Here is a 22252-nt window from a genome sequence, read left to right as displayed (position 1 = left end):
CGCACGGCGCCGGATGTGCCCTGGCATGGGACGCCGTGGCGAGGCCCCACGCGCACAGCCCCAGCGGCGACTACCGCGAGGCCGCGGGCACCGGCATAGCGCCCGCGCCCACCCACCCCAGCAGCGCCAGGACCTCGCGCAGGCTGGCCGCCTGCTCGGCGAACGTCGTGCCGCCCGTGCGCACCGCGAGCCCGACCGCGGTGACCCGCGCCCGGGTGCCCAGCGCCTGCTGCAGCCGTCGCTGGGTGGCGCCGTCCAGGTGACCGGCCGCGGCCAGGCGCACCACGTACTGGTCGCCCTCGCGCGTGATGGCGGCCACGCCCACCTGTCGGGCCACGACCCGCACCCGCACCACGTCCAGCAGCGCCTCCACCGGCGGGGGCAGCGGCCCCGCCTCGGCCAGGGCGGCGGCGATGTCGTCGACGTCGTCCAGGCTGCGCGCAGCGGCCAGCCGCCGGTAGATCCGGAGGCGCTCGTTCTCGTCGGGCAGGAACGTTGCCGGCAGGCGGGCGTCGACGCCCAGCTCCAGGACCGGGTCGCGGGGCTCTTCCACGATCTCGCCCTTCGCCTCCCGGATCGCCTCGTCCAGCAACCGGCAGTAGAGGTCGAAGCCCACCGCGGCGATGTGCCCGTGCTGCTCGGGGCCCAGCAGGTTACCCGCGCCGCGGATCTCCAGGTCGCGCATCGCAAGCCCCAGCCCCGACCCCAGCTCCACGAACTCGGCCATGGCGCGCAACCGCTGCTCGGCCTCCGGGGTCAGGGGCACGTGGCGCGGGTAGAGCAGGTAGCAGTACGCCTGCCGGTCGGCCCGGCCCACGCGGCCGCGGAGCTGGTACAGCTGCGCCAGGCCCAGCCGGTGTGCGTCCTCGATGATGATGGTGTTGACCCGGGGGATGTCGAGACCGATCTCGACGATGGTGGTGCACACCAGCACGGCGAAGCGCCCGCCCAGGAAGTCCAGCATCACGGCCTCCAGGCGTTCCTCGGGCATCTGGCCGTGGGCGACCGCCACCGTGGCCTCGGGCACCAGCTGGCGGATGCGCCGGGCGGCGCGCTCGATGGTCTCCACCCGGTTGTGGACCACGTAGACCTGCCCGCCCCGAGCCAGCTCGCGGCGGATCGCCTCGGCCACCACGCCATCGTCGTCGGGGCGGATCTCGGTGTGGATCGGCAGCCGCGCCTCGGGCGGCGTCTCCATCACCGTGAGGTCGCGCAGCCCGCTGAGGGCCATGTGCAGCGTGCGCGGGATGGGCGTCGCCGTCAGCGTCAGGACGTCCACGTGCTTGCGCAGCATCTTGAGGTGCTCTTTGTGGCGCACGCCGAAGCGCTGCTCCTCGTCGATGATCACCAGCCCCAGGTCGCGGAAGACCACGTCGCGGGCCAGCAGCCGGTGGGTGCCGATCAGCACGTCCACCACCCCCGCCGCGGTCTGGGCCAGGATCTCCTTCTGCTCCGCAGGCGTGCGGAAGCGGCTGAGCAGCTCCACGGTCACGGGGAACTTGGCGAAGCGCTCGGCGAAGACGGCGTAGTGCTGCTGGGCCAGGATGGTCGTGGGCACGACCACGGCCACCTGCTTGCCGTCCATCACCGCCTTGAACGCCGCGCGCAGCGCCACCTCGGTCTTGCCGTACCCCACGTCGCCCGCCACGAGCCGGTCCATGGGCCGCGGGGCCTCCATGTCGCGCTTGACGTCCTCGATGGCCCGGAGCTGGTGGGGCGTCTCGGTGTAGGGGAAGGCGGCCTCCATCTCGCGCTGCCACGGCGTGTCGGGACCGAAGGCGTGCCCCGGCGTGGAGGCACGCGCAGCGTAGAGGCTCAGCAGCTCGGCGGCCATCTCCCGCGCGGCCTCCTTGACGCGCCGCTTCTCGCGCTCCCAGTCGGCGCCGCCCAGCCGGTGCAGCCGCGGGTGCTCGCCTTCGGCGCCGACGTAGCGCTGCACCAGGTGGATCTGCTCGACGGGCACGTAGAGCCGGTCGCCCTGCGCGTACTCCAGCAACAGGTACTCGCGCGCCGCGCCGTCGGCGGGCACCTGCACCAGCCCGCGGTACCGCCCGATCCCGTGGTGGACGTGGACCACGTAGTCGCCGGGCCTCAGGTCGGCCCACGAGGTCAGGCGCTCGCCGTCGCGCAGGTACCGCATGCGTGCCCGGCGCCGCCGCCAGCCCACGATCTCGCTGTCGGTGAGCACCGCCAGGCCGACGGCGTCCACGCGGAAGCCGCGGTGCAGCCGTGCCGGAATCGCCACGATGCGCCCGACAGGCGGCGGTACCTCCAGCGCGTCGGCGCGCGCCACGTCCACCCCGGCCTCGGTCAGGATGTCGACGACGCGCGCCGCCTGGGCCGAGGCGACGACCACGCGCAGCCCCTCGCCGGCGAGCCCGCGCAGGGTCTGGGCCAGGAGATGGGTCTGTCCCCCGAACGCCTCGATGCCGCCGACCGGGATGCGGATCTCGACCCATGCGTCCTCGCTGCACCGCGCTCCCGCGATGGCCAGGCGCATCCGGTCGGGCGCGACGTCGACCGCCGTCGTCCAGGTGAGGGGTGGCACGCCGCCGTGCGCGGCGTGCCCGGCCAGCTCGGCTGCCCGTGCGGCGCTCTCTGCGGGCTCGTAGAGGACCAGCACGCCTCCCGGTGCCAGATGGGCGGCCAGTCCCGCTGCGACCGCAGGGGTGGGTGCGGCCAGGCGTGCCGGCCGGAGGCGCGCAGCCTGCACCGTGGGTCCCGCGCGCTGGGTCGCGGCGTCGAGGGTCCGCAGCCGCTCCACCTCGTCGCCCCACAGGTCGACACGGAGCGGCGCGGGCGCGCCGACCGGGAAGACGTCGACCACGTCGCCGCGCACCGCAAACTCCCCTGGTGCGGCCACCAGGCTCACGCGCGTGTAGCCCGCCTCCTCCAGGTGGGCGACGAACTGGTCGCGCGGGAGGTACGCGCCGGGCGCAAGCGTCAGGGTGGCGGCCTGCAGCGCTGGCGGGGCCAGCAGCGGCTCGATGGCCGACTCGACCGAGGCCACCGCCACCACGGGGCGCGGAGGCGCCGGGTCGGTCTCACGGAGTCCCGCGTCTGCAGGTCCTGTGCCTGCGGGTCCAGCGTATGCCAGGCCGCGCCCCAGTGCCTCGACGATCGCAAGGCGCTCCGCCACAGCGGCGGCGGCCGCCGCACGCTCGTCGTCCGTCGTCTCGTCACGCGTCCCCGGCCCGGAACCCGCCGGGTAGACGCGCACGTGCAGGTCGGTGCCGTCCAGCAGGGCGCGCAGGTCGTCGGCCAGGCGTTCGGCCACGTCCTGCGACGGCGTCACCACCAGCGCAGGTTGGGCTGCGAGCGCAGGATCGGTGAGGACCGCCGCGAGCACCGCCGCCGCCGCGGTCGCCGACGGGCCAAGTACTGCCGGCGCGGCGCCCGCCCGCAACGTCTCCCGGACCAGATGGTACTGCGGCGCTTCCCGCAGGAGCGCCAGGACTCCCGTCAGCACGCGTGTCTCCGGATCATTCGGCCGTAACTTTCATTATACCGTGGCGATCCCGCGGAGACCCCGCGCGCTCCGCGATGCCGTGCGTTGCCTGGGAGACGACCGCCAGACCCCGGGAGTCCTCCCTGGGGTGGCAATCCCCGACGGCGCCCGGGAGGCGGTGCCCGCGGAGCGCCGGCGCTCAGCGGGGCAACTCGGGAACGGGTGGGGGGCGCCGCTTGTGTTCGCTGGCCGCGCGCAGCCGCTCGATGCGCTGGCGCACGTCGGCGGGCGCCTCGCCCGTGAGGAGGTACCGATCGAGGACGGCGTAGGTTAGGCCGAGCTCCTGCTCGTCGGTCTGGCCCGGCCACAGCCCGGCCGTGGGCACGCGGTCCACGATCGCCTCCGGCACGCCGAGCGCCCGGGCCAGCGCCCGCACCTCGCCCTTGGTCAGGCAGCCCAGCGGCAGCACGTCCACACCGCCGTCGCCGTACTTGGTGAAGTATCCGACCGCGAGCTCACTGCGGTTGCCGGTGCCGACCACCAGCCGGTTGAGGCGGTTGGCGAAGTAGTAGAGCGTGGTCATGCGCAGGCGCGGCTTCAGGTTGGCCAGCGCAAGGCGGTGGTCGGCGTAGTAGGCCGACGTCTGCAGCGCGGCCACCAGGGCGTCGTAGACTCCGTCGAGCACCACGGTCGTCACCGGCAGACCCAGCGCCCCGGCCACCGTGCGGGCGTCGTCGAGGTCGCGCGGGTCGGAGTGGCAGGGCATCACCACGCCCAGGGTGGCGTCGGGGAAAGCACGCAGGCACAGCGCGGCCACGGTCGCCGAGTCGACCCCGCCGGAGATCCCCACCACCGCACCCACGGCGCCGGCCTCATCGGCACGTGCCCGCAGCCAGTCCACCAGGTGTCGGATCAGGTACTCGGCATCCTGCACGGGCGTTGCCTTCGGCGAAGTGCCGTGGGTCCTCCTGCGTCCTGTTGTGGAAGCGTCGTCGCTGGCGGAGGTGGGGACCTGCGCGCCCGAATTCGGCCGGTGGGGCCACGACGGCCACACGCGGAAGTTCCCTTGGCTTCGCCACGAACCTCTCCCGAACTGGCGTTGCCAAAACGGCGCGGATGCGCTAGTATGCAAGGCACCAATCGCATAGCGCGGCGAACCTCCGAACGGGCAAACCCGGAGTAATCCGGGGACGCAAAGCCGACGGGACCACCGGGAGCGGTGGTCGGCCGGGTTGCCGAAGAGGAAGCACAGGCGAACGCGAGTGCTTCCCCGGCGCTCGCGTCGTTGTTTGCGGGGCCCGTTTGGGGCCGCGTCCTCACCAGTACGCTGGAGATGGCGCGGCCGGCCCACCGGGGAGCACGCGTTGGTCGCCGACTCCGGCACGGCGTACCGACGCCGACCTGATCTTCCCCTGCGCAGCGCCCTGCGGGCAACTGGGCGCACCGTCGCATCCCCTTGCCTCCCCCGGGCCGGCCGTGCCAGCCTGCGTCGACGGTTTCCAGCACGACGGGGAACGCCTCGGGCAACCGGTCAACGCCCTCGCGGGCACGTCCCGGTCTGCCCGGACGCCTCCGAGGAACGGGCCCACCACGCGGGCTTGCGGCCGCGGCCTCGGCGGAGCCCCGTGCCGGGCACCGCGTCCTCCGCCACGCCACCACCGCCGTACCCGCGCAGCCGTGCCCGCACTTGACAGGTCCACCGCGGTGGGCCTACCATGGGCTCGAATTTGAAAATAATTCTCAAGTAAAACCGGGCGGGGCGTGCATGCACATCGCAGCGACACCACGGCAGACACGCCAGCGCGCGCGTATCCTCCAGATCCTCGCGGCGGCAGGCTGTCATCTGACGGCGGACGAGATCCACGGCCGGTTGCGGCGGCGCGGGCACCGGGTGGGGCTGGCCACGGTCTATCGGACCGTGGAGTTGTTCGTGCGCAGCGGGCTGGTGGAGCCAGCCTACCTCGCCGACGGCGGCGTCCGCTACGGGCTCGCGGCCAAACACCACGACCACGCCGTCTGCGTGCGCTGCGGACGCTTTCAGGCGCTGCGGCAGTGCATCGTGCCCCACGTCCCGCGCCTGTTGCCCGCGGGGTTCCGCATGACCGGGCACCAGCTGGGCATCTACGGGATCTGCGCGGCCTGCCAGGCCGGCGGCGGGTAGGGCGATGGCGACGATCCGCTCGATGGCCGTGCACGGGGCGTGGGGTGACCGTCCGCGCGCGGCGTGTCCTCGGCGCGCGGCAGCGTCCGCTGCAGGCGCTGCGCCGTCGTTGCGCACGGCGTGGGGGAATCGGGGGTGACGCGCCGGATCGCGACGGTGGTGGGCGTGGTGGCCGCGCTGGTGGCGGCGCTGGTGGTTACCGCGCGGCTCGCCGGATGGCGCCAGGGGAGCCCGCGGCTTGAGGTGGTGGCCACCATCGCCCCCCTGGCCGAGTTCGCGCGCCGTGTGGGCGCCGAGCGCGTGGCGGTGCGGGTGCTGGTGCCCGCGGGCGTCGAAGCCCACGACTACGAGCCCACGCCGCAGGACCTGGTCGCGCTTGGCCGCGCGCGGCTGTTCGTCTACGTCGGCGCAGGGTTCGAGCCCTGGGTCGGCCGCGTGGTGCCCACCTTGCCGCGGCGCGTGGGGGTGGTGCGGGCCACCGCCGGGTTGCCGCTCCTGCCGGCGGCGGGTCGCCCCGGCGGCCCCGGCCAGGAGGGCTGGGATCCCCACGTCTGGCTGGATCCGGTCCTGGCGCAGCAGGTCGTGGAAGCTATCGCGTTCGCGTTGATCGCCGCCGACGCCGACGGCGCGCGGATCTACCGCGACGGTGCGGCGCGGACCCGCGCAGAGCTCGACCGGCTCCACGCCGAGTTCCAGGCGGGGTTGGAGCGCTGTGCGCGCCGCCTGCTGGTGGCCTCGCATACCGCGTTCGCCTACCTGGCCCGGCGGTACGGGCTCGAGCACGTCGGGCTGGCCGGCGCGACCCCGGAAGCGGACCCGGCGCCGGGCGCGGTCGCCAGGCTGGCCGGGGCGCTGCGGGCGCGCGGGGTGCGGACGATCTTCGTGGAACCGGGTGGCCCGTCGCGGCTGGCGGAGGCGCTGGCGCAGGAGATCGGCGCGCGCACGGTGCCGCTGGATCCGGTGGAGAGCCCGCCGCCTGCGGGCGGCGACTACTTCAGCGCGATGCGCTCCAACCTGCGCACGCTGCGCGCCGAGCTGGGGTGCGCGCCATGAGCACACCCGAGCGCCCCGGCCTCGTCGGCCCGCGGGAGCGGCGGCGGCCACCGGCGCGGGGCACCCCCGTCGTGGAAGTGGCGGGCGTCTGCTTCGCCTACGACGGGCAGCGCGTGCTGGACGACATCACCCTCACCGTCGCCGCCGGGGACTTCCTGGGCATCATCGGCCCGAACGGGTCGGGCAAGACCACCCTGGTCAAGATCGTGCTGGGCCTGCTGCGGCCCCAGTGCGGGACGGTGCGGCTGTTTGGGACCGAGATCGCGCGGTTTCGGCAGTGGAGCCGGATCGGCTACGTCCCGCAGCGCGTCGTCGGCCTGGAGGCGCGCGTCCCGGCCACGGTGGCGGAAGTCGTCGCCAGCGGTCGGGCCGCGCGGGCCGGGGTCGGACGTCGGTTCTCGCCCGCCGACCAGCGCGCCGTGGTGCAGGCGCTGGAGACGGTGGGGCTGGCCGCGCTGCGCGATCGACCCATCGGAGCGCTCTCCGCCGGCCAGCAGCAGCGGGCGTTCATCGCCCGTGCGCTGGCCAGCGAGCCCGACCTGCTGGTGCTGGACGAGCCGCTCGTGGGCGTGGACGCCGACGCCCAGGCGCACTTCTACGCGCTGCTCCGCCACCTCCACCGCGACCTCGGGGTGACGCTCGTCATGGTGTCCCACGACGTGGGGGTGATCGCCTCGGAGGTGACGACGCTGGCCTGCCTCAATGGGGTGCTGGTCTACCACGGCGCGCCCGCAGGCTTCCTCGAGAGCGACGCCCTGCGCGCCGTCTACCGCACCGGCGTGCGCGTGGTCTCCCACGTGCACTGACGGGCACGCGCCACCGGCCACGGCGCACACGCCGGTGGGTGGCCGCGAGCGCTCGGGCGAGCGTGCCCGCGGCGTCGGACAGCGGGTGCCGGGTGCCGTGTGGACCGGTCGGGCGCGCGCTCCGGGGCGCTGCGGTCACCGATGGGCGGCAGGGTAGCGCAGGCCGAGGGCAGTCGCGGCGAGGTCGGCCAGCACGTCGATGAACGGCGGCGACCAGTTCAGCGAGGCCGTGCGCACTAGGCGCACGCCCAGCTCGCGCGCCAGGGCCGCGGCCTCGACGTCGAGGTCGTAGAGCACCTCGAGGTGGTCGGCGACGAAGCCGATGGGGCAGACGACCACCTCGCTGACGCCCGCGGCGTGCAGGTCGCGGAGGGCCTCGAGCACGTCAGGGCCCAGCCACGGCTCGCCGGTGGCGCTGGCGCTCTGGAAGGCGAACGACCACCGCCCCACGCCCGCGGCCGCCGCCACGGCGCGCGCCGAGGCAACGAGCTGCCCCGGGTACGGATCACCCCACGCGAGGATGCGCTTGGGCAGGCTGTGCGCGGTGAAGAGCACATGAGCGCGGGCGGACAGCCCGGCCTGCGCGGCCCGCACACGGTCGGCCAGGGTGGCCACCAGCCCGGGGTGCAGGTGCCACGCCTCCACGGGCACGAGCGCGGGCCCGCCGCACCGGGCCGCCGCCTCCTGCGCCGTGGCGAGGTAGACGCCCACGCTCATGCGCGAGTAGTGGGGCGCCAGGACGATCGCCGCGGCCCGGGCGACGCCGTCGCGGTGCATCTGCGCCACCACGTCGGCGATGAATGGGTGCCAGTGCTTCATGCCGACGTACACGGGCAGGGCCAAGCGCGCAGCCAGCGCCGTGGCGACCTCCTGGGTGATGGCCAGCAGCGGCGAGGTGCCGCCGATGGCCTCGTAGCGCGCCACCAGGTGCGCCACCTGCTCGGGCGTCGGCGGGCGTCCCTGGCGGATGTGGGTGTAGTACGCGGGCACGTCGGCCAGCGATGCCGGCGTCCCGTATGCCATCAGCAGGACGGCCGAGGGACTCATGGCTCCACACAGAATACCATAGGCATGAGCGCATTGACGGAGTACCAGATCGGTGACCGGGTGTTCGTCTGGACGTTCGGGGAGGACACGATCCAGGCCGCGTACGGGACCAACTGCGCCGCGGTCGTCGGCAGCGAGGGCGTGGTGCTGGTCGATCCGCTGATCGCGCCGGCGCACGCCCGCGAGGTCGAAGCCGCGCTGCGGGCGCACACGGCGGCGCCGGTGCGGGCGGTGGTGCTGACGCACCACCATACCGACCACACGCTGGGCGCCGCGCTGTTCGCGCGTCAGGGCGCGGCGGTCATCGCCCACCAGGCCTGCCGCGAGCGCATCCTGGCCGAACACCCGGCCCTGCTCGCCGAGCGGCGGGCCCGTCCGGAGCTCGCCGACCTGTTCGCCGACGCCGAGGTGGTGGCCCCGCTGGTCACCTTCGAGCAGACGCTGACGGTGCACCCCGGCGGGCTCGAGGTCGAGGTGTGGCACCCGGGATGGGTGCACACGCCCGGCGACGCCTTCGTCTACGTGCCGGCCGAGCGCGTGGCCATCGCGGGCGACCTGCTCTTCAACGGCTACCACTACAACTACGAGCACGCGCGGCTGGACCAGCTGCGGCGCGGGCTCGACGCGCTGCGCGCCCTGGACGCCGACGTCTTCGTCCCGGGGCACGGTCCCGTCGCCGGGGCCGAGGTGATCGACCTGCAGGCCGCCTACCACGACGCGGTGGAGGCGGTGGTGCGCGACGGCCTGGCCGCAGGCTGGACGGACGAGGGCATCGTCGAGGCGCTGCGCACACGGTTCCCGGGCTACCGGCTCGAGGTCGTGCTGCCCACGGCGGTGGCCCGGCTGCGCGCGCACCTGGCCCGCTAGCGCCGTGCGCCGCCGGCGCGCGCCCTCCGAGATCCCCTGGGACGACGCCGGGGCGCTGCGCGTCGCCTGAGGCGGCCATGCCCGAGGTGCTCCAGCACGCCTTCATGCAGCGGGCCCTGCTGGCCGGCGTGATCGTGGCCGTGGTCTGCCCGCTCATCGGGGTCTTCCTGGTCCTGCGGCGGCTCGCACTGATCGCCGACACCCTGGCGCACCTCGCCCTGGCCGGCGTGGCCCTGGGGCTGTTCGCCGGCGCGCCGCCGCTGGCCGGCGCGCTGATCGTGGCCGTGGCGGGCGGGGTCGGCATCGAGGCGTTGCGCACGCGCGGCCACCTGTCCGGGGAGGCTGCCCTGGCCGTGTTCCTCTCGGGCGGGCTCGCGGTGGCCATCGTGCTGATCAGCCTGGCCCGGGGCTTCACCGTTGACCTGTTCGGGTACCTGTTCGGCAGCATCGCCACCGTGCAGCCCGCCGACCTGCGGGTGATGGCCGGGCTGGGCGCCGCGACGGCGGCCGTGGTGCTGGTGCTCTACAAGGACTTCTTCGCGGTCACGCTCGACGAGGAGGCCGCCCGCACCAGCGGCATGCCCGTCGGTGCGCTCAACACCCTGCTCACGGTGCTGACGGCGCTGGTGGTCGTGCTGTCCATGCGGGTCGTGGGCATCCTGCTGGTGAGCGCGCTGCTGGTCGTCCCCGCGCTGGCGGCCATGCGGGTGGCCACGTCGTTCCGCGGCACGGTGGTGGCCGCGGTGGCCTTCGCCCTGGCCGCGGTGCTGCTGGGCCTGGTGGCGGCCTTCTACCTCGACCTGGCCGCCGGCGGGGCGATCGTGCTGGTGGCCCTGGGGCTGTTCGGTGCGGCGTCGCTCGTGGGGCGCCGGCGAGGCGAGGGCGCGCCCCCTAGCGCTTCCCCTCCAGGATCTCCTGCGCGATGACCTTCATGGGCCGCCGCTCGTCGCGGCTGGCCCGCTGGATGCGGCGGAACGCGTCGACCTCCGAGAGGCCCTCGCGCTCCATCAGCACGCCCTTGGCCCGCTCCACCAGCTTGCGCGTCTGCAGGGCGTCCTCGAGGCTGCGGATCTCGTCGGCCAGCGCCCCCTGCGTGCGGAAGTGCTGCAGGGCCAGCTCGATGGTGGGCACCAGGTCGGCCTCCTTGATGGGCTTGACCAGGTACGCCATCACGCCCGCCGCCCGGGCGCGCTCGATGTAGTCGCGGTCGCCGTAGGCCGTCAGCAGGATGATCGGGCGCGGCGCCGCGGCCATGACCTGCTCGGCGACGGCGAGCCCATCGGGCGGCGGCATCTTGATGTCCAGGAAGACCAGGTCGGGGTCCAGCTTGCGGATGAGGTCCAACGTGCGCCGCCCGTCGCCCGCCTCACCGACGACCTGGTAGCCCGCCTCGGTGAGCATGGCCCGCAGGCCCATGCGGATCAGGGCCTCGTCGTCGGCGATCAGGACCCGCAGCGGCGGCATCGGCGACAGGTCGATCCGCGCGGCGCCCGCCGGCCTCGGCCAGGACGCGCGCGCGGCCAGCAGCACGGGGTGAGGCAGGGCCGTGCGGATCTCCGACTCCGTGCGGGCACCCACGCCCGTGCGGGTGCACGGCGGGTGCCGTGCCGGGGGGCGTGCGCGACGGTGACAGGACGCTGCGGGCGCGCCATGGTCACCGCACCGGGCCCGTCTCGCGCACCCGGGGGATGGTCAGCACCGCCCGGGTGCCAGCGCCGGGTGCGCCCTCCAGGTCGAAGCGCCCCTGCAGGTCCTCGGTGACCAGGGCGCGCACGATCTTCAGCCCCAGGTTGTCGGTGGCCAGGGGGTCGGCGCCAGCCGGCAGGCCCACGCCGTCGTCGGTCACTTCCAGCAGCCAGTCGCGGTCGGTCTGGGCCAGCACGATGCGGATGCGGCCCGTCGTCCGCTCGGGGAAGGCGTGCTCCATGGCGTTCTGCACCAGCTCGGTGACCGCCAGGGCCACCGACGTCGCCTGCTGCGAGGGCAGGAACAGGGCTTCGCCCTCGACGGTGATGGCCACCTGCAACGGCGGCCGGGCCATGGTCTGGCTCACGGTCCGGGTCACGCGCTCGAGCAGGTCGCGGAGGTTGATGAGCCGGAAGCCTTCGACCGAGAGGATCTCGTGCACCGCGGCGATGCTCAAGATGCGGTTGATCGTCTCGGTGAGCACCTCGCGCCCCGAGACCTCGCGGCCGTCGCGCAGCTGCAGGCGCAGCAGCATGGCGATGGTCTGCAGGTTGTTCTTGACCCGGTGGTGCATCTCCCGGACGATGGCCGAGCGCACCACGAGCGATGCGTTCTCGATGGCCAGCGCCGTCTGGTTCGCCAGGGTGGACAGCAGCGAGATCTCGTCGCGGCTGAACTGGTAGGGGCGATCCTTGTAGCAGTTGAAGACGCCGATGATGCGATCGCGCACGCGCAGCGGCACGGTCAGCAGGGCCCGTAGCCCCTCGGCGCGGGCCAGGTCCTTGTGGATAAAGCGCGGGTCGTCCAGCACGTCGGGGACCGCGACGGGCTCGCCCGTGGCGGCCACCAGGCCGCTGATGCCCTCGCCGGCGCGCAGCGCGGGCTTGCGCTGGTAGCGCTCGCCCGCCCGGTGGGAGGCCGCAAGCACCAGCTCGCCCGTCTGCTCGTCCAGCAGCATGAGGGCGCACAGCCGGGCATCCAGCAGTCCGGCGGCCATCTCGCAGATCAGCCGCAGGATCTCCTCCAGGTACAGCGGGGCGGTGAGGGTCTTGCTGACCTCCGCCAGGGTGGAGAGCTCGGCGATCTGCCGGCGCATGCTGTCGTAGAGCGTGGCCTTCTCGATGGCGCCCGCTGCCAGGTCGGCGATGATCGACAGCAGCTCGATCTCGTCGGGCCCGTACTCGTGGACGGCGGTGGTCTGGACGTTCATGGCACCCAGCACCTTGCCGGCGGTCTGCAGCGGGACGGCCAGCAGCGAGCGGAACGCGTACTCCCGCGTGCCGGGGACGTAGACGAAGCGGGGGTCGCTGGCGGCGTCGCTGCTGTAGACCGGCGTGCGCGCCTGGGCGGCGTAGCCCGTCAGCCCCTCGCCGAAGCGCAGCCGCGCGCGCCCGATGGACTCCGCCGCCAGGCCCGTGGTGGCCTTCAGGACCAGCCACTCGCCGGCCGGATCCAGCAGGTAGATGGAACACGAGTCCATCTTCATGACCTCGGCCGTGGTGCGGGTGATGAGCTGCAGGGTCGCCTCCAGGTCGAGGGCGGCGGAGATGGCGCGGCTGATCTCCCGCAGCGCGGCGATCTCGGCCTCCTTGCGGGCCAGCCGCTGGGCCTGCTCGACCTCCGACGATCTCAGGCTCATCTCCGGTCGTCCTCGCCGTCGCGTCCGGCTAGTTGTGCACCACCAGTTCGGCCCGCGCGCCGGGCGTGATCCCCCGGCGGAGGAAGTAGCCCTGGTTGACCTCCACCGCGTACCGGTAGGGGCGTGCGGGCTCGTAGATCGGCCATGGCCCGCGCTCCGGATCGGCCGCCACCGCCATGTCCAGGATCTCCAGCAGCCGCCAGGAGCGATCGAGGAACCCGATGGACAGCGGGATGAACGTGTTCTTCATCCAAAAGCCCCACCGGGCGTCCTCGTCGAAGACGAACAGCATCCCCGCGTCTTCGTCCAGGTGCCGCCGGTACATCAAGCCCTGGGCGCGGGCTTCGGGCGTGTCGGCGATCTCGACCGCCAGGCGCACGCGCCGCCCGTCCTGAACGAACACCAGGGTGCCGCGGCCAAACCGTGGCTGCGGACCGGCGGGCACGGAGGGCTCGCGCAGCCCCCACAGCGCCGCAGTGCCGATGGCGGCGACGACGAGCGTCGCGGCCACGCGGCGGCGTGCGGTGCTGCGGGCCGCGGGCGCGGCGGCTGCGGACGCCCGGGGTGCGGGCATCGCGCCCTGCGAGAGGGCTCCGGGGGGCGCCTGCAGGTCGCCGTGCGTGTCAGGCTCCCGAGGTGTGGGCATCGTCGGCAGTACTCCCCGCTGCGTTCGGCTCGTGCTCGCAGACCCTGTCCCCGGCGGCGGGGTGGCGGCCGCAACGCCGGCACCCCGATGCCGCGGCACACCGCGCCGCCCGTGTGGTAGACTCTTTCACTACGGTACCACAGACCGGCGTCGTCGCGGGACCGAGCCGCGGCCCGCGGCGCATGCGCGTCGAGGAGCCCATCGTGCGTTGCGACGTCCTGGTGGTCGGGGCCGGGCCCGGCGGTGCCAGCGCGGCCCGTGCCGCTGCGCTGGCCGGGCTGCGCGTGGTGGTGCTGGAAGCGCACCGCCAGGTCGGGTGCCCCACCCACTGCACCGGCAAACTGTCGGTCCATGCGTTCCGCCGGTTCGCGCTGCCGGTCGCGCTCGCGCAGACCGCGCTGCGGGCGGCGGTCCTGTGCGCCCCCGACGGCGGCACGGCCGTGGTGCGGCGCGCGGCGATCGACTCGTACGTGGTCGACCGGGCCGTGTTCGACCGCTTCCTGGCCGACCGTGCGGCCGCCGCCGGCGCCGAGGTGATCACGGAGGCCAGAGCGCGCCTGGTCGAGCGGACCGGCGGGCGGCTGCGTGTGGTGGCCGACCGGCCGCGGGGGCGGCTGACGATCGACGCGGTCGTGGTGATCGACGCCGAGGGGGCCCATCCCGTGTTGCCGGCCCAGCTCGGGCTGCGCCTGCGCCGCCGGCTCGTGCACGGCCTGCAGTACGAGGTGGAGGGCGCGCGCATCGACGCCGACGATACCCCGGAGCTCTACTTCGGTGCCGACGTGGCGCCTGGTTTCTTCGGCTGGCTGATGCCGATCGGCGGGGACCGCGGACGGCTGGGGGTGGCCATCGATCCCCGGCTCACCGCCCGGTCGCCCGCGTACTACCTCGAGCGGCTGCGGGCGGAGCACCCGCTGGCCGCGCGCCGCCTGCGAGGCGCCCGCATCGTCCGCCGCCTGGCCGGCCGGATCCCGGTGCTCGGCCCGCGCCGGCCCTCTTACGTGCCGGGCATGCTGGTCGTCGGGGACGCTGCGGGACACGTCAAGGCGACGAGCGGGGGCGGCATCTACTTCGCCATGCTGGCCGGCGAACTGGCCGCGCGGGCGGCCGCAGACGTGGTCGCGGGTGGGGCGGTCGCCGCCGGCGCGCTGGCCGGCTACGAGCGCGCCTGGCAGGCGGCGTTCGGGCGCGAGGTGCGGTTCACGTCGATCGTCCGCGCAGCCCTGAACCGCCTCCCCGACCGCCACCTGAACATGGCGATTCGCGCGCTGGCCACCGACGCCGGCCTGCGCCGGGCGGTGGAGGAGCACGGCGACACGCAGTACCAGTCCCGCCTGCTGCGCCCGGTGCTGGGGGCGGTGCTGCGCGCCGGGGTACGCGACGTCCGCCTGACCCCGACGGTGGCGGCGGCCCTGGGCGCGGCAGCGCTCGCGTTGTGGCGCGACGGCGCACGTGGCGATGGCGCCCTTGCCGACAGGGCCCCGCGCGATGGACGGTTCCTGTCGTCCCCACCGCGTCGGCCGGAGTCGTGACCCCGCACCGACGATGACCGCGATGGTCTGCGGCCAGCGTATCGTCTTTACCACGCCAGACGGAATCGTGACCGGTCCGAGGCCGGCCTGGCGTTCCAACGACCTGGCCGCCCACCCGGGCGCCGCGTCGGGTGCCTGACCAGCCCAAGATCTCGGGGGAAGGAGCCGTCGGGGCGAGGCACCAGGTAGTGTTCCTGCCAGCAAGGAACTACTATATATCGTGCCGAAAGAGACGGAAGATCCACTACATCTTGGTAGGGGAGCGAGCTGCCGTGCGGATCATTGCCGACCTGCACCTGCACTCGCGGTACAGCCGGGCGACCAGCCGGGACATGGACGTGGAGAACATGGCCCGGTGGGCCAGGCTGAAGGGGATCACGCTGCTGGGCACCGGCGACTTCACGCACCCGGTCTGGCTGCGGGAGCTGCGGGCGAAGTTGCGCCCCACCGACCGCGGGCTGTACACCCACGGCGGCGCGCACTTCATGCTCACCGTCGAGGTCTCCAACGTCTACCCGGCCGGAGGACGGCTGCGCAAGATCCACAACATCATCCTGGCGCCGTCGTTCGAGGTGGTGGACCGCATCAACGCCGTCCTCGGGCGGTTCGGCAACCTGCTGGCCGACGGGCGTCCGACCCTCACCCTGCCCAGCGATCGCCTGGTCGAGTACGTCATGGAGATCTCGCCCGACTGCCTGGTCATCCCCGCGCACGCGTGGACGCCGTGGTTCTCCCTGTACGGCAGCCACTCTGGCTTCGACTCCATCGCCGAGTGCTTCGGCGACCAGCTGCGACACATCGCGGCCGTCGAGACCGGCCTGTCCAGCGACCCGCCCATGAACTGGCGCCTCTCGGAGCTCGACCGGGTGGTGCTGGTGAGCAACTCCGACGCCCACTCGCCGGCGAAGTTGGGCCGCGAGGCCAACGTCTTCGCCTGCGAGCTCGACTACTTCGAGATCGTGCGGGTGCTGCGCGAGAAGGACACGGCGCGCTTCCTGTACACCATCGAGTTCTTCCCCGAAGAGGGGAAGTACCACTACGACGGGCATCGCGCGTGCAACCGGCGCATGACGCCGAAGGAGACGCGGGCCTCTGGCGGCCGGTGCCCCGTGTGCGGCAAGCCGCCCACGGTGGGGGTGCTGCACCGCGTGGAGGTCCTGGCCGACCGCGAGGAGGGGTTCGTGCCCGAGGGGGCGATCCCGTACCGGAACCTGATCCCGCTGGAGGAGATCATCGCGGAGGCCATGGGCGCCCAGCCCGGCACGGTGGCGGTGCGGGAAGCGTACTCCACGCTCTGTCAGGAGTTCGGCGGGGAGTTCGCCGTCCTCCTGGACGTGCCCGTCGCCGAGGTCGAGCGCGTGACGACGGCGCGGGTTGCGGAGGGGCTGCGCCGTGTCCGCGAAGGGCGGGTGACGATCGCGCCGGGCTACGACGGCGTCTTTGGCACCATCAGCATCTTCGCCGACAGCGCGCCCTCAGGCGGAGCAGGGGCTGTGCCCGTCCGGACCCCCGAGCCCGCCCAGACCAGCCTGTTCTGAGCCGTCCCGGCCGTCACGCCGCTGCGGCCGGAGCGGCGGGACGGCTTTCCGACCCCGCAGCCGGGGTAGTATAATGGCTCTGGGTGATGGTCGATCGCGTTCGCAGCGCAGTGACGACGCTACGAGGGCAACAGCCGTATACCGCCGGCGTCGACGCAGGAGGCCCCCCGGGGCCTCCTGCCATTTCCACGTCCGCGCGGGGAGCACCGGCACGCGTGACCGCCAGGCGCATCCAGATCACCGATGACCTGCACCTGCTGCTGGCGGTCCTGCCGCCGGAACTCCGCGCGGCGCTGGAACGCCGGCCTGACCTCGACCAGCTGCTGGAGGTCGTGCTCGACCTCGGCCGCCGGCCCGAGGCCCGGTTCCCCAGCGAGGCGCTCTACCTCAGCGAGGACTTCGTGACCCGCGAGATGCTCCAGTACGTCACCGAGCGGGTGGGCGCGTTCGGCAAGGACAACCGGGCGGGCATCGAGCGCACCCTGCACCGCATCAGCGCCATCCGGAACCGCCGCGGGGAGATCATCGGCCTGACCTGCCGCGTGGGGCGCGCGGTCTTCGGCACCGTCGACATCATCCGCGACGTCATCGAGTCGGGGCGCTCCATCCTGCTGCTGGGGCGGCCGGGCGTGGGGAAGACGACGCTCCTGCGCGAGGCCGCCCGGGTGCTGGCCGACGAGCTGCGCAAGCGCGTCGTGATCGTCGACACGTCCAACGAGATCGCCGGCGACGGCGACATCCCCCATCCGGGGATCGGCGCGGCGCGCCGGATGCAGGTGCCGGTGCCCACGCTCCAGCACGCGGTGATGATCGAGGCCGTGGAGAACCACATGCCCGAGGTGATCGTCATCGACGAGATCGGCACCGAGGCCGAGGCGCTGGCCGCCCGCACCATCGCCGAACGCGGCGTGCAGCTCATCGCGACGGCCCACGGCAACACCCTGGACAACCTCCTGCAGAACCCCACCCTCTCCGACCTGGTGGGGGGCATCCAGGCCGTGACCCTCTCCGACGAGGAAGCCCGCCGGCGCGGCACGCAGAAGACCGTGCTGGAGCGCAAGGCCCCGCCGACCTTCGACGTCGTCATCGAGATCCAGGACAAGGACCGGCTGGCGGTGCACCACGACGTCGCCACCGTCGTCGACCGCTACCTGCGGGGCGTGGCGCCCCGCCCCGAGCTGCGGGTGCGCACCGAGGGCGGTCAGGTGGAGATCTCGGCGTCGCCCGCGCCCACCCCGCGCTGGGCGCCCGAAGGTCCGTTCGCCCCGGCTCCGGCCGAGGACGCCAGGCGGCCCGGCCACCGCGCGCTGCGCATCTACCCGTACGCGGTCAGCCGCAACCGCCTGGAGCGGGCGATCCGGGAGCTGGGGGTGCCGGCCTTCGTCGCCGAGTCGCTGGCCGAGGCCGATCTGGTCCTGACCCTCAAGTCGCAGGAGAAGCGCCAGCCCCGGCGCCTGCACGACGCCGCCGGCCGCGGTGTGCCCGTCCACGTACTGCGCAGCAACACGGTGAGCCAGATCCAGGAGTTCTTGCGCGAGGTGTTCGAGATCGAGGAGGGGGCCGCCGAGCACGAGGCCGCGTTGACCGAGGTCGAACGGGCGATCGCCGCCGTCCTCGAGTCGGCCAAGCCGGTGGAACTCGCCCCGCAGAACGCGTACATCCGCCGCCTGCAGCACCAGCTCGTCCAGCGCTACGGCCTCGCGTCGGAGAGCAAGGGCGAGGAGCCGTTCCGGCGCGTGGTGATCTTCCCCAAGTAACCACCGTGCCCGCGTCCGCGCCCGCACCGCGGCAGGGGGTGTTCATCACCCTCGAGGGCCCCGAGGGTGCCGGCAAGACCACCACGGCGCGCCGGCTCTACGAGACGCTGCGCGGGAGGGTGCCCGTGCGCCTGGCCCGCGAGCCGGGTGGCACGCCCATCGGCGAGGCGATCCGCCGGCTGTTGCTCGACGAGGCGCACCGCGCGATGCGGCCCGAGACGGAGATGCTGTTGTTCGCGGCGAGCCGGGCCCAGTACGTGGCCGAGGTCGTGCGGCCGGCGCTGGCGGCCGGCGTGTGCCTGCTCTCCGAGCGCTACGTGGACGCCTCCGTGGCCTACCAGGGGTTCGGCCGCGGGCTGCCCGTGGCGGTGGTCCGGCAGGTGAACGACCTGGCCACCGGCGGCGTGCGCCCGGACCTCACGCTCCTGCTGGACATCGACCCCGCCGTGGGCCTGGCCCGCGCCCGCGCCGCCGCGGGCAAGGAGGGGACGCCGGGGCGCGGCGACCGGCTGGAGCAGGAGACGCTCGCGTTCCACCAGCGCGTGCGCGCAGGATTCCTGCAGCTGGCGCGCGAAGAACCGGCGCGATTTGTCGTCATCGACGGTGCCGGCGCACCCGACGCGGTCTTCGCGGCGGCGCTGGCGGCGGTGCGGCGGCTGCTGGTCGCCCGCGGGTGGGGCGTCGAGGGGCTCGATGCCCCGGTCGGCGGCCGGCCGGGAGAGGGGTGAGCCCCATCAAGCTCGTGCTGGCCATCGTGCAGAGCCGCGACGCGGGACGGCTGCTGGAGGCACTGACGGAGGCGGACCTCCAGGCAACGATGCTGGCGAGCACCGGGGGCTTCCTGCGGGAGGGCAACGCCACGATCCTCACCGTCGTCGAGGACGACCAGGTCGACGTGGTGCTGGGCATCGTCCGCCGCACCTGTCAGCGGCGGGAGCAGCTGATGACGCCCATTCCCCCGGTGGTGGAGCCCGTCGACTCGTACGTGACCTACCCCGTGAAGGTCGAGGTGGGCGGGGCGATCGCGTTCGTGCTCAACGTGGAGCGGATGGAGCGGGTCTAGCGGGCAGGTGGATGCCCTTCCGCGACGTCGTCAACCAGGACCATGCGATCCTGCTGCTGCGCACCGCCGTGCGCACCGGCAAGGTGGGGCACGCGTACCTGCTGGTGGGCCCGGCGGGCGTCGGGCGCCGGCAGGTGGCGCTGGCGTTCGCGCAGCTGCTCAACTGCGAGCGGCCAGCGGACGGCGATGCGTGCGGGGGCTGCGGGACGTGTCGGCGGATCGCTGCCGGGGCCCACCCGGACGTGCGCGTGCTGGACGTCGCCCACGAGCGCTTCATCGACCAGCCCCCGCGCGACTACAAGGGCAAGGAGATCCCGGTCGACCAGATCCGCGCGCTGCGGCGCGACGCGGCGTTCCCGCCCTACGAGGCCCCGTGGAAGGTGTACATCGTCGCCGATGCCGAGCGGATGAGCCCCGCGGCAGCCAACAGTCTCCTCAAGACGCTGGAGGAGCCGCCCGCGCGCGTGGTGTTCGTCCTCGTGGCCGAGTCGGCCACCGCGTTGCTGCCCACCATCGTGTCCCGCTGTCAGCTGGTGCGCTGCTCGTACCTGCGCGCCGACGAGATCGAGCGTGCGCTGTGCGTCCGGTGGCAGGTCCCCGATGCGCGCGCGCGGGTGCTGGCCCTGCTGGCCGACGGCCGGCTGGGACGGGCGCTGGAGTGGGCGCAGTCGGAGCCGCGCCTGGCCGCACGCGAGCGCCTGCTGGACCTGCTGCCGCAGCTGGAAGGCGGCGACCTGCTGGCGCAGCTGGACGCCGCCGAGGCCCTGGCCAAGGAGCCCGAGCTGCTGCCCGACCTCCTGGACCTGGCGATCCTGTGGTACCGCGACCTGCTGGTCTACCGCCAGCTGGGCGAGCCGTCCCGGCTGGCCAACCAGGACCGTCTGGAGGCGATCACCCGCCTGGCGCCGGGCTACGACGACGCACGCCTGGGCGAGCGGATCGCAGCCCTGGAGGACGCCAAGGAGGCCCTGCGGCGCAACGCCAACCCGCGGCTGGTGCTGGAGCGGTTGTTCCTCTCCTTTGGCGCACCGCCTGCGGCGACGCCGGTGCCGTAGGCGCGGGAAGCGTTGCGGGCGGCCGCGGGCAGATGCCCGCGGCCGCCCGCCCCTGCCACTGCGGACCATCCCACCAGACGTCCCACGCCCGCAGCGGCACTGCGCGTGCGCCTACTTCTTGCCCCCCAGGATGGCGTCCTTGGCGGCCTTGGCGACCCGGAAGCGCAGGACACGGCGCGCAGGAATCTTGATGGGCTCGCCCGTCTGCGGGTTGCGGCCCATGCGCGCCTTGCGGTTGACCACGACGAGCTTGCCGAGTCCCGGCAGCGTGAACGAGTTCTTGGCCTCCTTGTAGGCCAGCTTCGCCAGCTCTTCCAGGAACTGCACGGCCGTCTTCCGCGTGAGGCCGCACTTGTTGGCCAGGTACGCTGCGATCTGCGTCTTGGTCATCGCCTTCGCCATCTGCTCGCCTCCTCGAGTGTGATTGCGCCTGGGCCCGACGTCCCGGGCCGTGCCGGCGTCCTGGACCCGGCCGGGACTCTACTTCGCGGCCGCACCGCCTACTCCTGGGCCGCGACGCGGGGCTCGCACGGGCCCGGGCGCGCCCGCGGCTGTCCGCGCCCATGCCGCCTGCGTGGGGGATTCCGGGTGGCCGGTGGCGCACGCGCCGTAATGGCTGCGAGCAGCCCACGCCCATGGCCGCCGGCCTGGAGAATTCCGGGGGTGCACCCGACGATGTCGCGGAATTCATCGCTCAACGCATCAACACCAACATCCGCGAGCTTGAAAGTGCCGTCGGACGCGTGCGGGCCTCACCACACCTGCAGCACGAAGCACTTCAGGTAGCGTGTCTCCGGCATCGTCGCCAGCATGGGATGGTCGCGGGCCTGCGAGCGGAACTCCACCAGGCGCAGGTCGCGCCGGGCGTCGCGGGCCGCGTCCAGGATGGCGCCCCAGAGCATCTGCTCGTCCACGTGCCACGAACACGAGCAGCTGACGAGGAAGCCCTCGCTTCGCAGCAGCCGCAGCGCGCTCAGGTTCACCTCCTTGTAGCCGGCCAGCGCACGGGGTACGGCCTCCTTGGTGCGCGCGAACGCCGGTGGGTCGAGGATCACCAGGTCGAACCGCTCGCCGGCGCCCAGCAGGCGCCGCATCGCCTCGAAGGCGTCGCCTGGCTGCCAGGTGCAGCGTGCGGCGACCCCGTTGCGCGCGGCGTGCTCCTGCGCGGCAGCGACCGCGTCCGGCGACACGTCCAGTCCCAGTACCGCCTCGGCGCCGGCGAGTGCCGCCTGCACCCCGAACGCCCCCGTGTAGCAGAACGCGTCCAGCACCCGCGCCCCGCGTGCCAGCGGGGCGATGGCGAGGCGGTTCTCCCGCTGGTCGCAGAACCAGCCGGTCTTCTGGCCGCGGGCGATGTCCACGACGAAACGCGCCGGCCCCTCGACGACCTCCACGCGCGTGGGCGCCTCGCCGATCGCGAACTCCTGGTAGCGCGGCAGGCCCTCCAGGGCGCGCACCCTGGCGTCGTTGCGCAGGTACACCGCCTGTGCCCCGGTCAGGGTCTGCAGCAGGGCCGCCAGCGCGGCACGGCGGCGCTCCATGCCCGCCGTCAGCGTCTGCATGACCAGCACGTCGCCGTACCGGTCCACCACCAGGCCGGGGAGCAGGTCGCCCTCGCCGAACACCAGGCGGCAGGCGGTCGTCTCGGCCACCACGCGGGCGCGCAGGGCCAGGGCCGCCCGCAGGCGCCGGGTCAGCAACGCCTCGTCGACCGCCTCGTCTCGCCGCGTCAGGAGACGGACGCGAATGCGCGAGTGCGGGTTGAAGTCGCCGCGCCCCAGGAAGCGGCCCCGCCGGGAGGCCACGTCGACCACGTCGCCGGGGCCCGGCTGGCCGTCGAGCGCGGCCACCTCGCCGTCGAAGACCCACAGGTGCCCCGCGGCCAGCCGGCGCTCGCCCGATGGGGTCAGGCGGACGCGGCCGGCGACGCGCTCCGCGAGCGCGGAAGCCATGC

The 22252-nt window shown here is 73.7% G+C and carries 19 protein-coding genes and 1 riboswitch; of the genes, 11 read left to right on the top strand and 8 right to left on the bottom strand.

Annotated elements, in window-relative coordinates; genetic code table 11:
* Window positions 1–70 precede the first annotated feature (70 nt).
* Both mfd and nadE read right to left on the bottom strand, forming a co-directional pair.
* Window positions 71–3469: a transcription-repair coupling factor gene (gene mfd / locus QN157_02965; protein MDR7554545.1), complete on the bottom strand. Its 3399-nt coding sequence runs from the start codon at window positions 3467–3469 to the stop codon at window positions 71–73.
* Window positions 3470–3647: 178 nt separating this feature from the next.
* Window positions 3648–4382 carry an NAD(+) synthase gene (nadE, locus tag QN157_02960; GenBank protein MDR7554544.1) on the bottom strand — a complete coding sequence of 245 codons (735 nt, stop codon included), beginning with the start codon at window positions 4380–4382 and terminating at the stop codon, window positions 3648–3650.
* A 223-nt stretch (window positions 4383–4605) separates the two neighbouring features.
* Window positions 4606–4688: riboswitch (cyclic di-GMP riboswitch) on the top strand.
* A 525-nt stretch (window positions 4689–5213) separates the two neighbouring features.
* On the opposite strand from nadE, the gene QN157_02955 reads away from it, so the two are divergent.
* The 3 genes from QN157_02955 (at window position 5214) to QN157_02945 (ending at window position 7468) form a co-directional block, all read left to right on the top strand.
* The gene (locus QN157_02955; GenBank protein ID MDR7554543.1) at window positions 5214–5609 is read left to right on the top strand and encodes a transcriptional repressor; all 396 of its coding nucleotides are present in this window, start codon (window positions 5214–5216) and stop codon (window positions 5607–5609) included.
* Window positions 5610–5744: 135 nt separating this feature from the next.
* The gene (locus QN157_02950; protein MDR7554542.1) at window positions 5745–6662 is read left to right on the top strand and encodes a metal ABC transporter substrate-binding protein; all 918 of its coding nucleotides are present in this window, start codon (window positions 5745–5747) and stop codon (window positions 6660–6662) included.
* Window positions 6659–7468 (top strand): metal ABC transporter ATP-binding protein, encoded by an 810-nt coding sequence (locus QN157_02945; GenBank protein ID MDR7554541.1) that lies wholly within the window; start codon window positions 6659–6661, stop codon window positions 7466–7468. The genes QN157_02950 and QN157_02945 overlap by 4 nt, the downstream gene beginning before the upstream one ends.
* A 135-nt stretch (window positions 7469–7603) precedes the next feature.
* On the opposite strand, the gene hemH is transcribed toward QN157_02945, so the two are convergent.
* Window positions 7604–8515, bottom strand: coding sequence for a ferrochelatase (hemH, locus tag QN157_02940; GenBank protein MDR7554540.1), 912 nt, complete (start codon window positions 8513–8515; stop codon window positions 7604–7606).
* Window positions 8516–8539: 24 nt separating this feature from the next.
* On the opposite strand from hemH, the gene QN157_02935 reads away from it, so the two are divergent.
* On the top strand, window positions 8540–9382 hold the full coding sequence (locus QN157_02935; GenBank protein MDR7554539.1) for an MBL fold metallo-hydrolase: 843 nt from the start codon (window positions 8540–8542) through the stop codon (window positions 9380–9382).
* A gap of 77 nt (window positions 9383–9459) precedes the next feature.
* Window positions 9460–10308: a metal ABC transporter permease gene (locus QN157_02930; GenBank protein MDR7554538.1), complete on the top strand. Its 849-nt coding sequence runs from the start codon at window positions 9460–9462 to the stop codon at window positions 10306–10308.
* On the opposite strand, the gene QN157_02925 is transcribed toward QN157_02930, so the two are convergent.
* From QN157_02925 to QN157_02915, 3 genes are all read right to left on the bottom strand, one after another.
* Window positions 10274–10846: a response regulator gene (locus tag QN157_02925; protein ID MDR7554537.1), complete on the bottom strand. Its 573-nt coding sequence runs from the start codon at window positions 10844–10846 to the stop codon at window positions 10274–10276. The genes QN157_02930 and QN157_02925 overlap by 35 nt on opposite strands.
* A 190-nt stretch (window positions 10847–11036) precedes the next feature.
* The gene (locus QN157_02920; protein MDR7554536.1) at window positions 11037–12707 is read right to left on the bottom strand and encodes a GAF domain-containing protein; all 1671 of its coding nucleotides are present in this window, start codon (window positions 12705–12707) and stop codon (window positions 11037–11039) included.
* Window positions 12708–12735: 28 nt separating this feature from the next.
* A complete protein-coding gene (locus QN157_02915; protein ID MDR7554535.1) occupies window positions 12736–13281 on the bottom strand; it encodes a DUF192 domain-containing protein in 546 nt (181 codons plus the stop codon).
* A gap of 275 nt (window positions 13282–13556) precedes the next feature.
* On the opposite strand from QN157_02915, the gene QN157_02910 reads away from it, so the two are divergent.
* The 6 genes from QN157_02910 (at window position 13557) to holB (ending at window position 20298) form a co-directional block, all read left to right on the top strand.
* Entirely contained in the window at window positions 13557–14885 is a 1329-nt protein-coding gene (locus QN157_02910) for an NAD(P)/FAD-dependent oxidoreductase (protein ID MDR7554534.1), read from the top strand.
* Window positions 14886–15157: 272 nt separating this feature from the next.
* Window positions 15158–16423 carry an endonuclease Q family protein gene (locus QN157_02905; protein ID MDR7554533.1) on the top strand — a complete coding sequence of 422 codons (1266 nt, stop codon included), beginning with the start codon at window positions 15158–15160 and terminating at the stop codon, window positions 16421–16423.
* Window positions 16424–16638: 215 nt separating this feature from the next.
* Window positions 16639–18180 carry a R3H domain-containing nucleic acid-binding protein gene (locus QN157_02900; GenBank protein ID MDR7554532.1) on the top strand — a complete coding sequence of 514 codons (1542 nt, stop codon included), beginning with the start codon at window positions 16639–16641 and terminating at the stop codon, window positions 18178–18180.
* 5 nt (window positions 18181–18185) lie between these two features.
* Window positions 18186–18908 (top strand): dTMP kinase, encoded by a 723-nt coding sequence (gene tmk / locus QN157_02895; GenBank protein MDR7554531.1) that lies wholly within the window; start codon window positions 18186–18188, stop codon window positions 18906–18908.
* Window positions 18909–18913: 5 nt separating this feature from the next.
* On the top strand, window positions 18914–19243 hold the full coding sequence (locus QN157_02890) for a cyclic-di-AMP receptor (protein MDR7554530.1): 330 nt from the start codon (window positions 18914–18916) through the stop codon (window positions 19241–19243).
* 11 nt (window positions 19244–19254) lie between these two features.
* Window positions 19255–20298, top strand: coding sequence for a DNA polymerase III subunit delta' (gene holB, locus QN157_02885; protein MDR7554529.1), 1044 nt, complete (start codon window positions 19255–19257; stop codon window positions 20296–20298).
* A gap of 111 nt (window positions 20299–20409) precedes the next feature.
* Here holB and QN157_02880 read toward each other — a convergent pair whose 3' ends face one another.
* Entirely contained in the window at window positions 20410–20700 is a 291-nt protein-coding gene (locus QN157_02880; protein MDR7554528.1) for an HU family DNA-binding protein, read from the bottom strand.
* 350 nt (window positions 20701–21050) lie between these two features.
* A complete protein-coding gene (locus QN157_02875) occupies window positions 21051–22250 on the bottom strand; it encodes a class I SAM-dependent rRNA methyltransferase (protein ID MDR7554527.1) in 1200 nt (399 codons plus the stop codon).
* Between the last annotated feature and the right edge of the window lie 2 nt (window positions 22251–22252).

Source organism: Armatimonadota bacterium, from assembly GCA_031459855.1.
Taxonomy (GTDB): Bacteria; Sysuimicrobiota; Sysuimicrobiia; order Sysuimicrobiales; family Humicultoraceae; genus Fervidifonticultor; species Fervidifonticultor primus.
The sequence above is the reverse complement of the archived record's forward strand: the minus strand, read 5'-3'. Positions and strand labels throughout refer to the sequence as shown.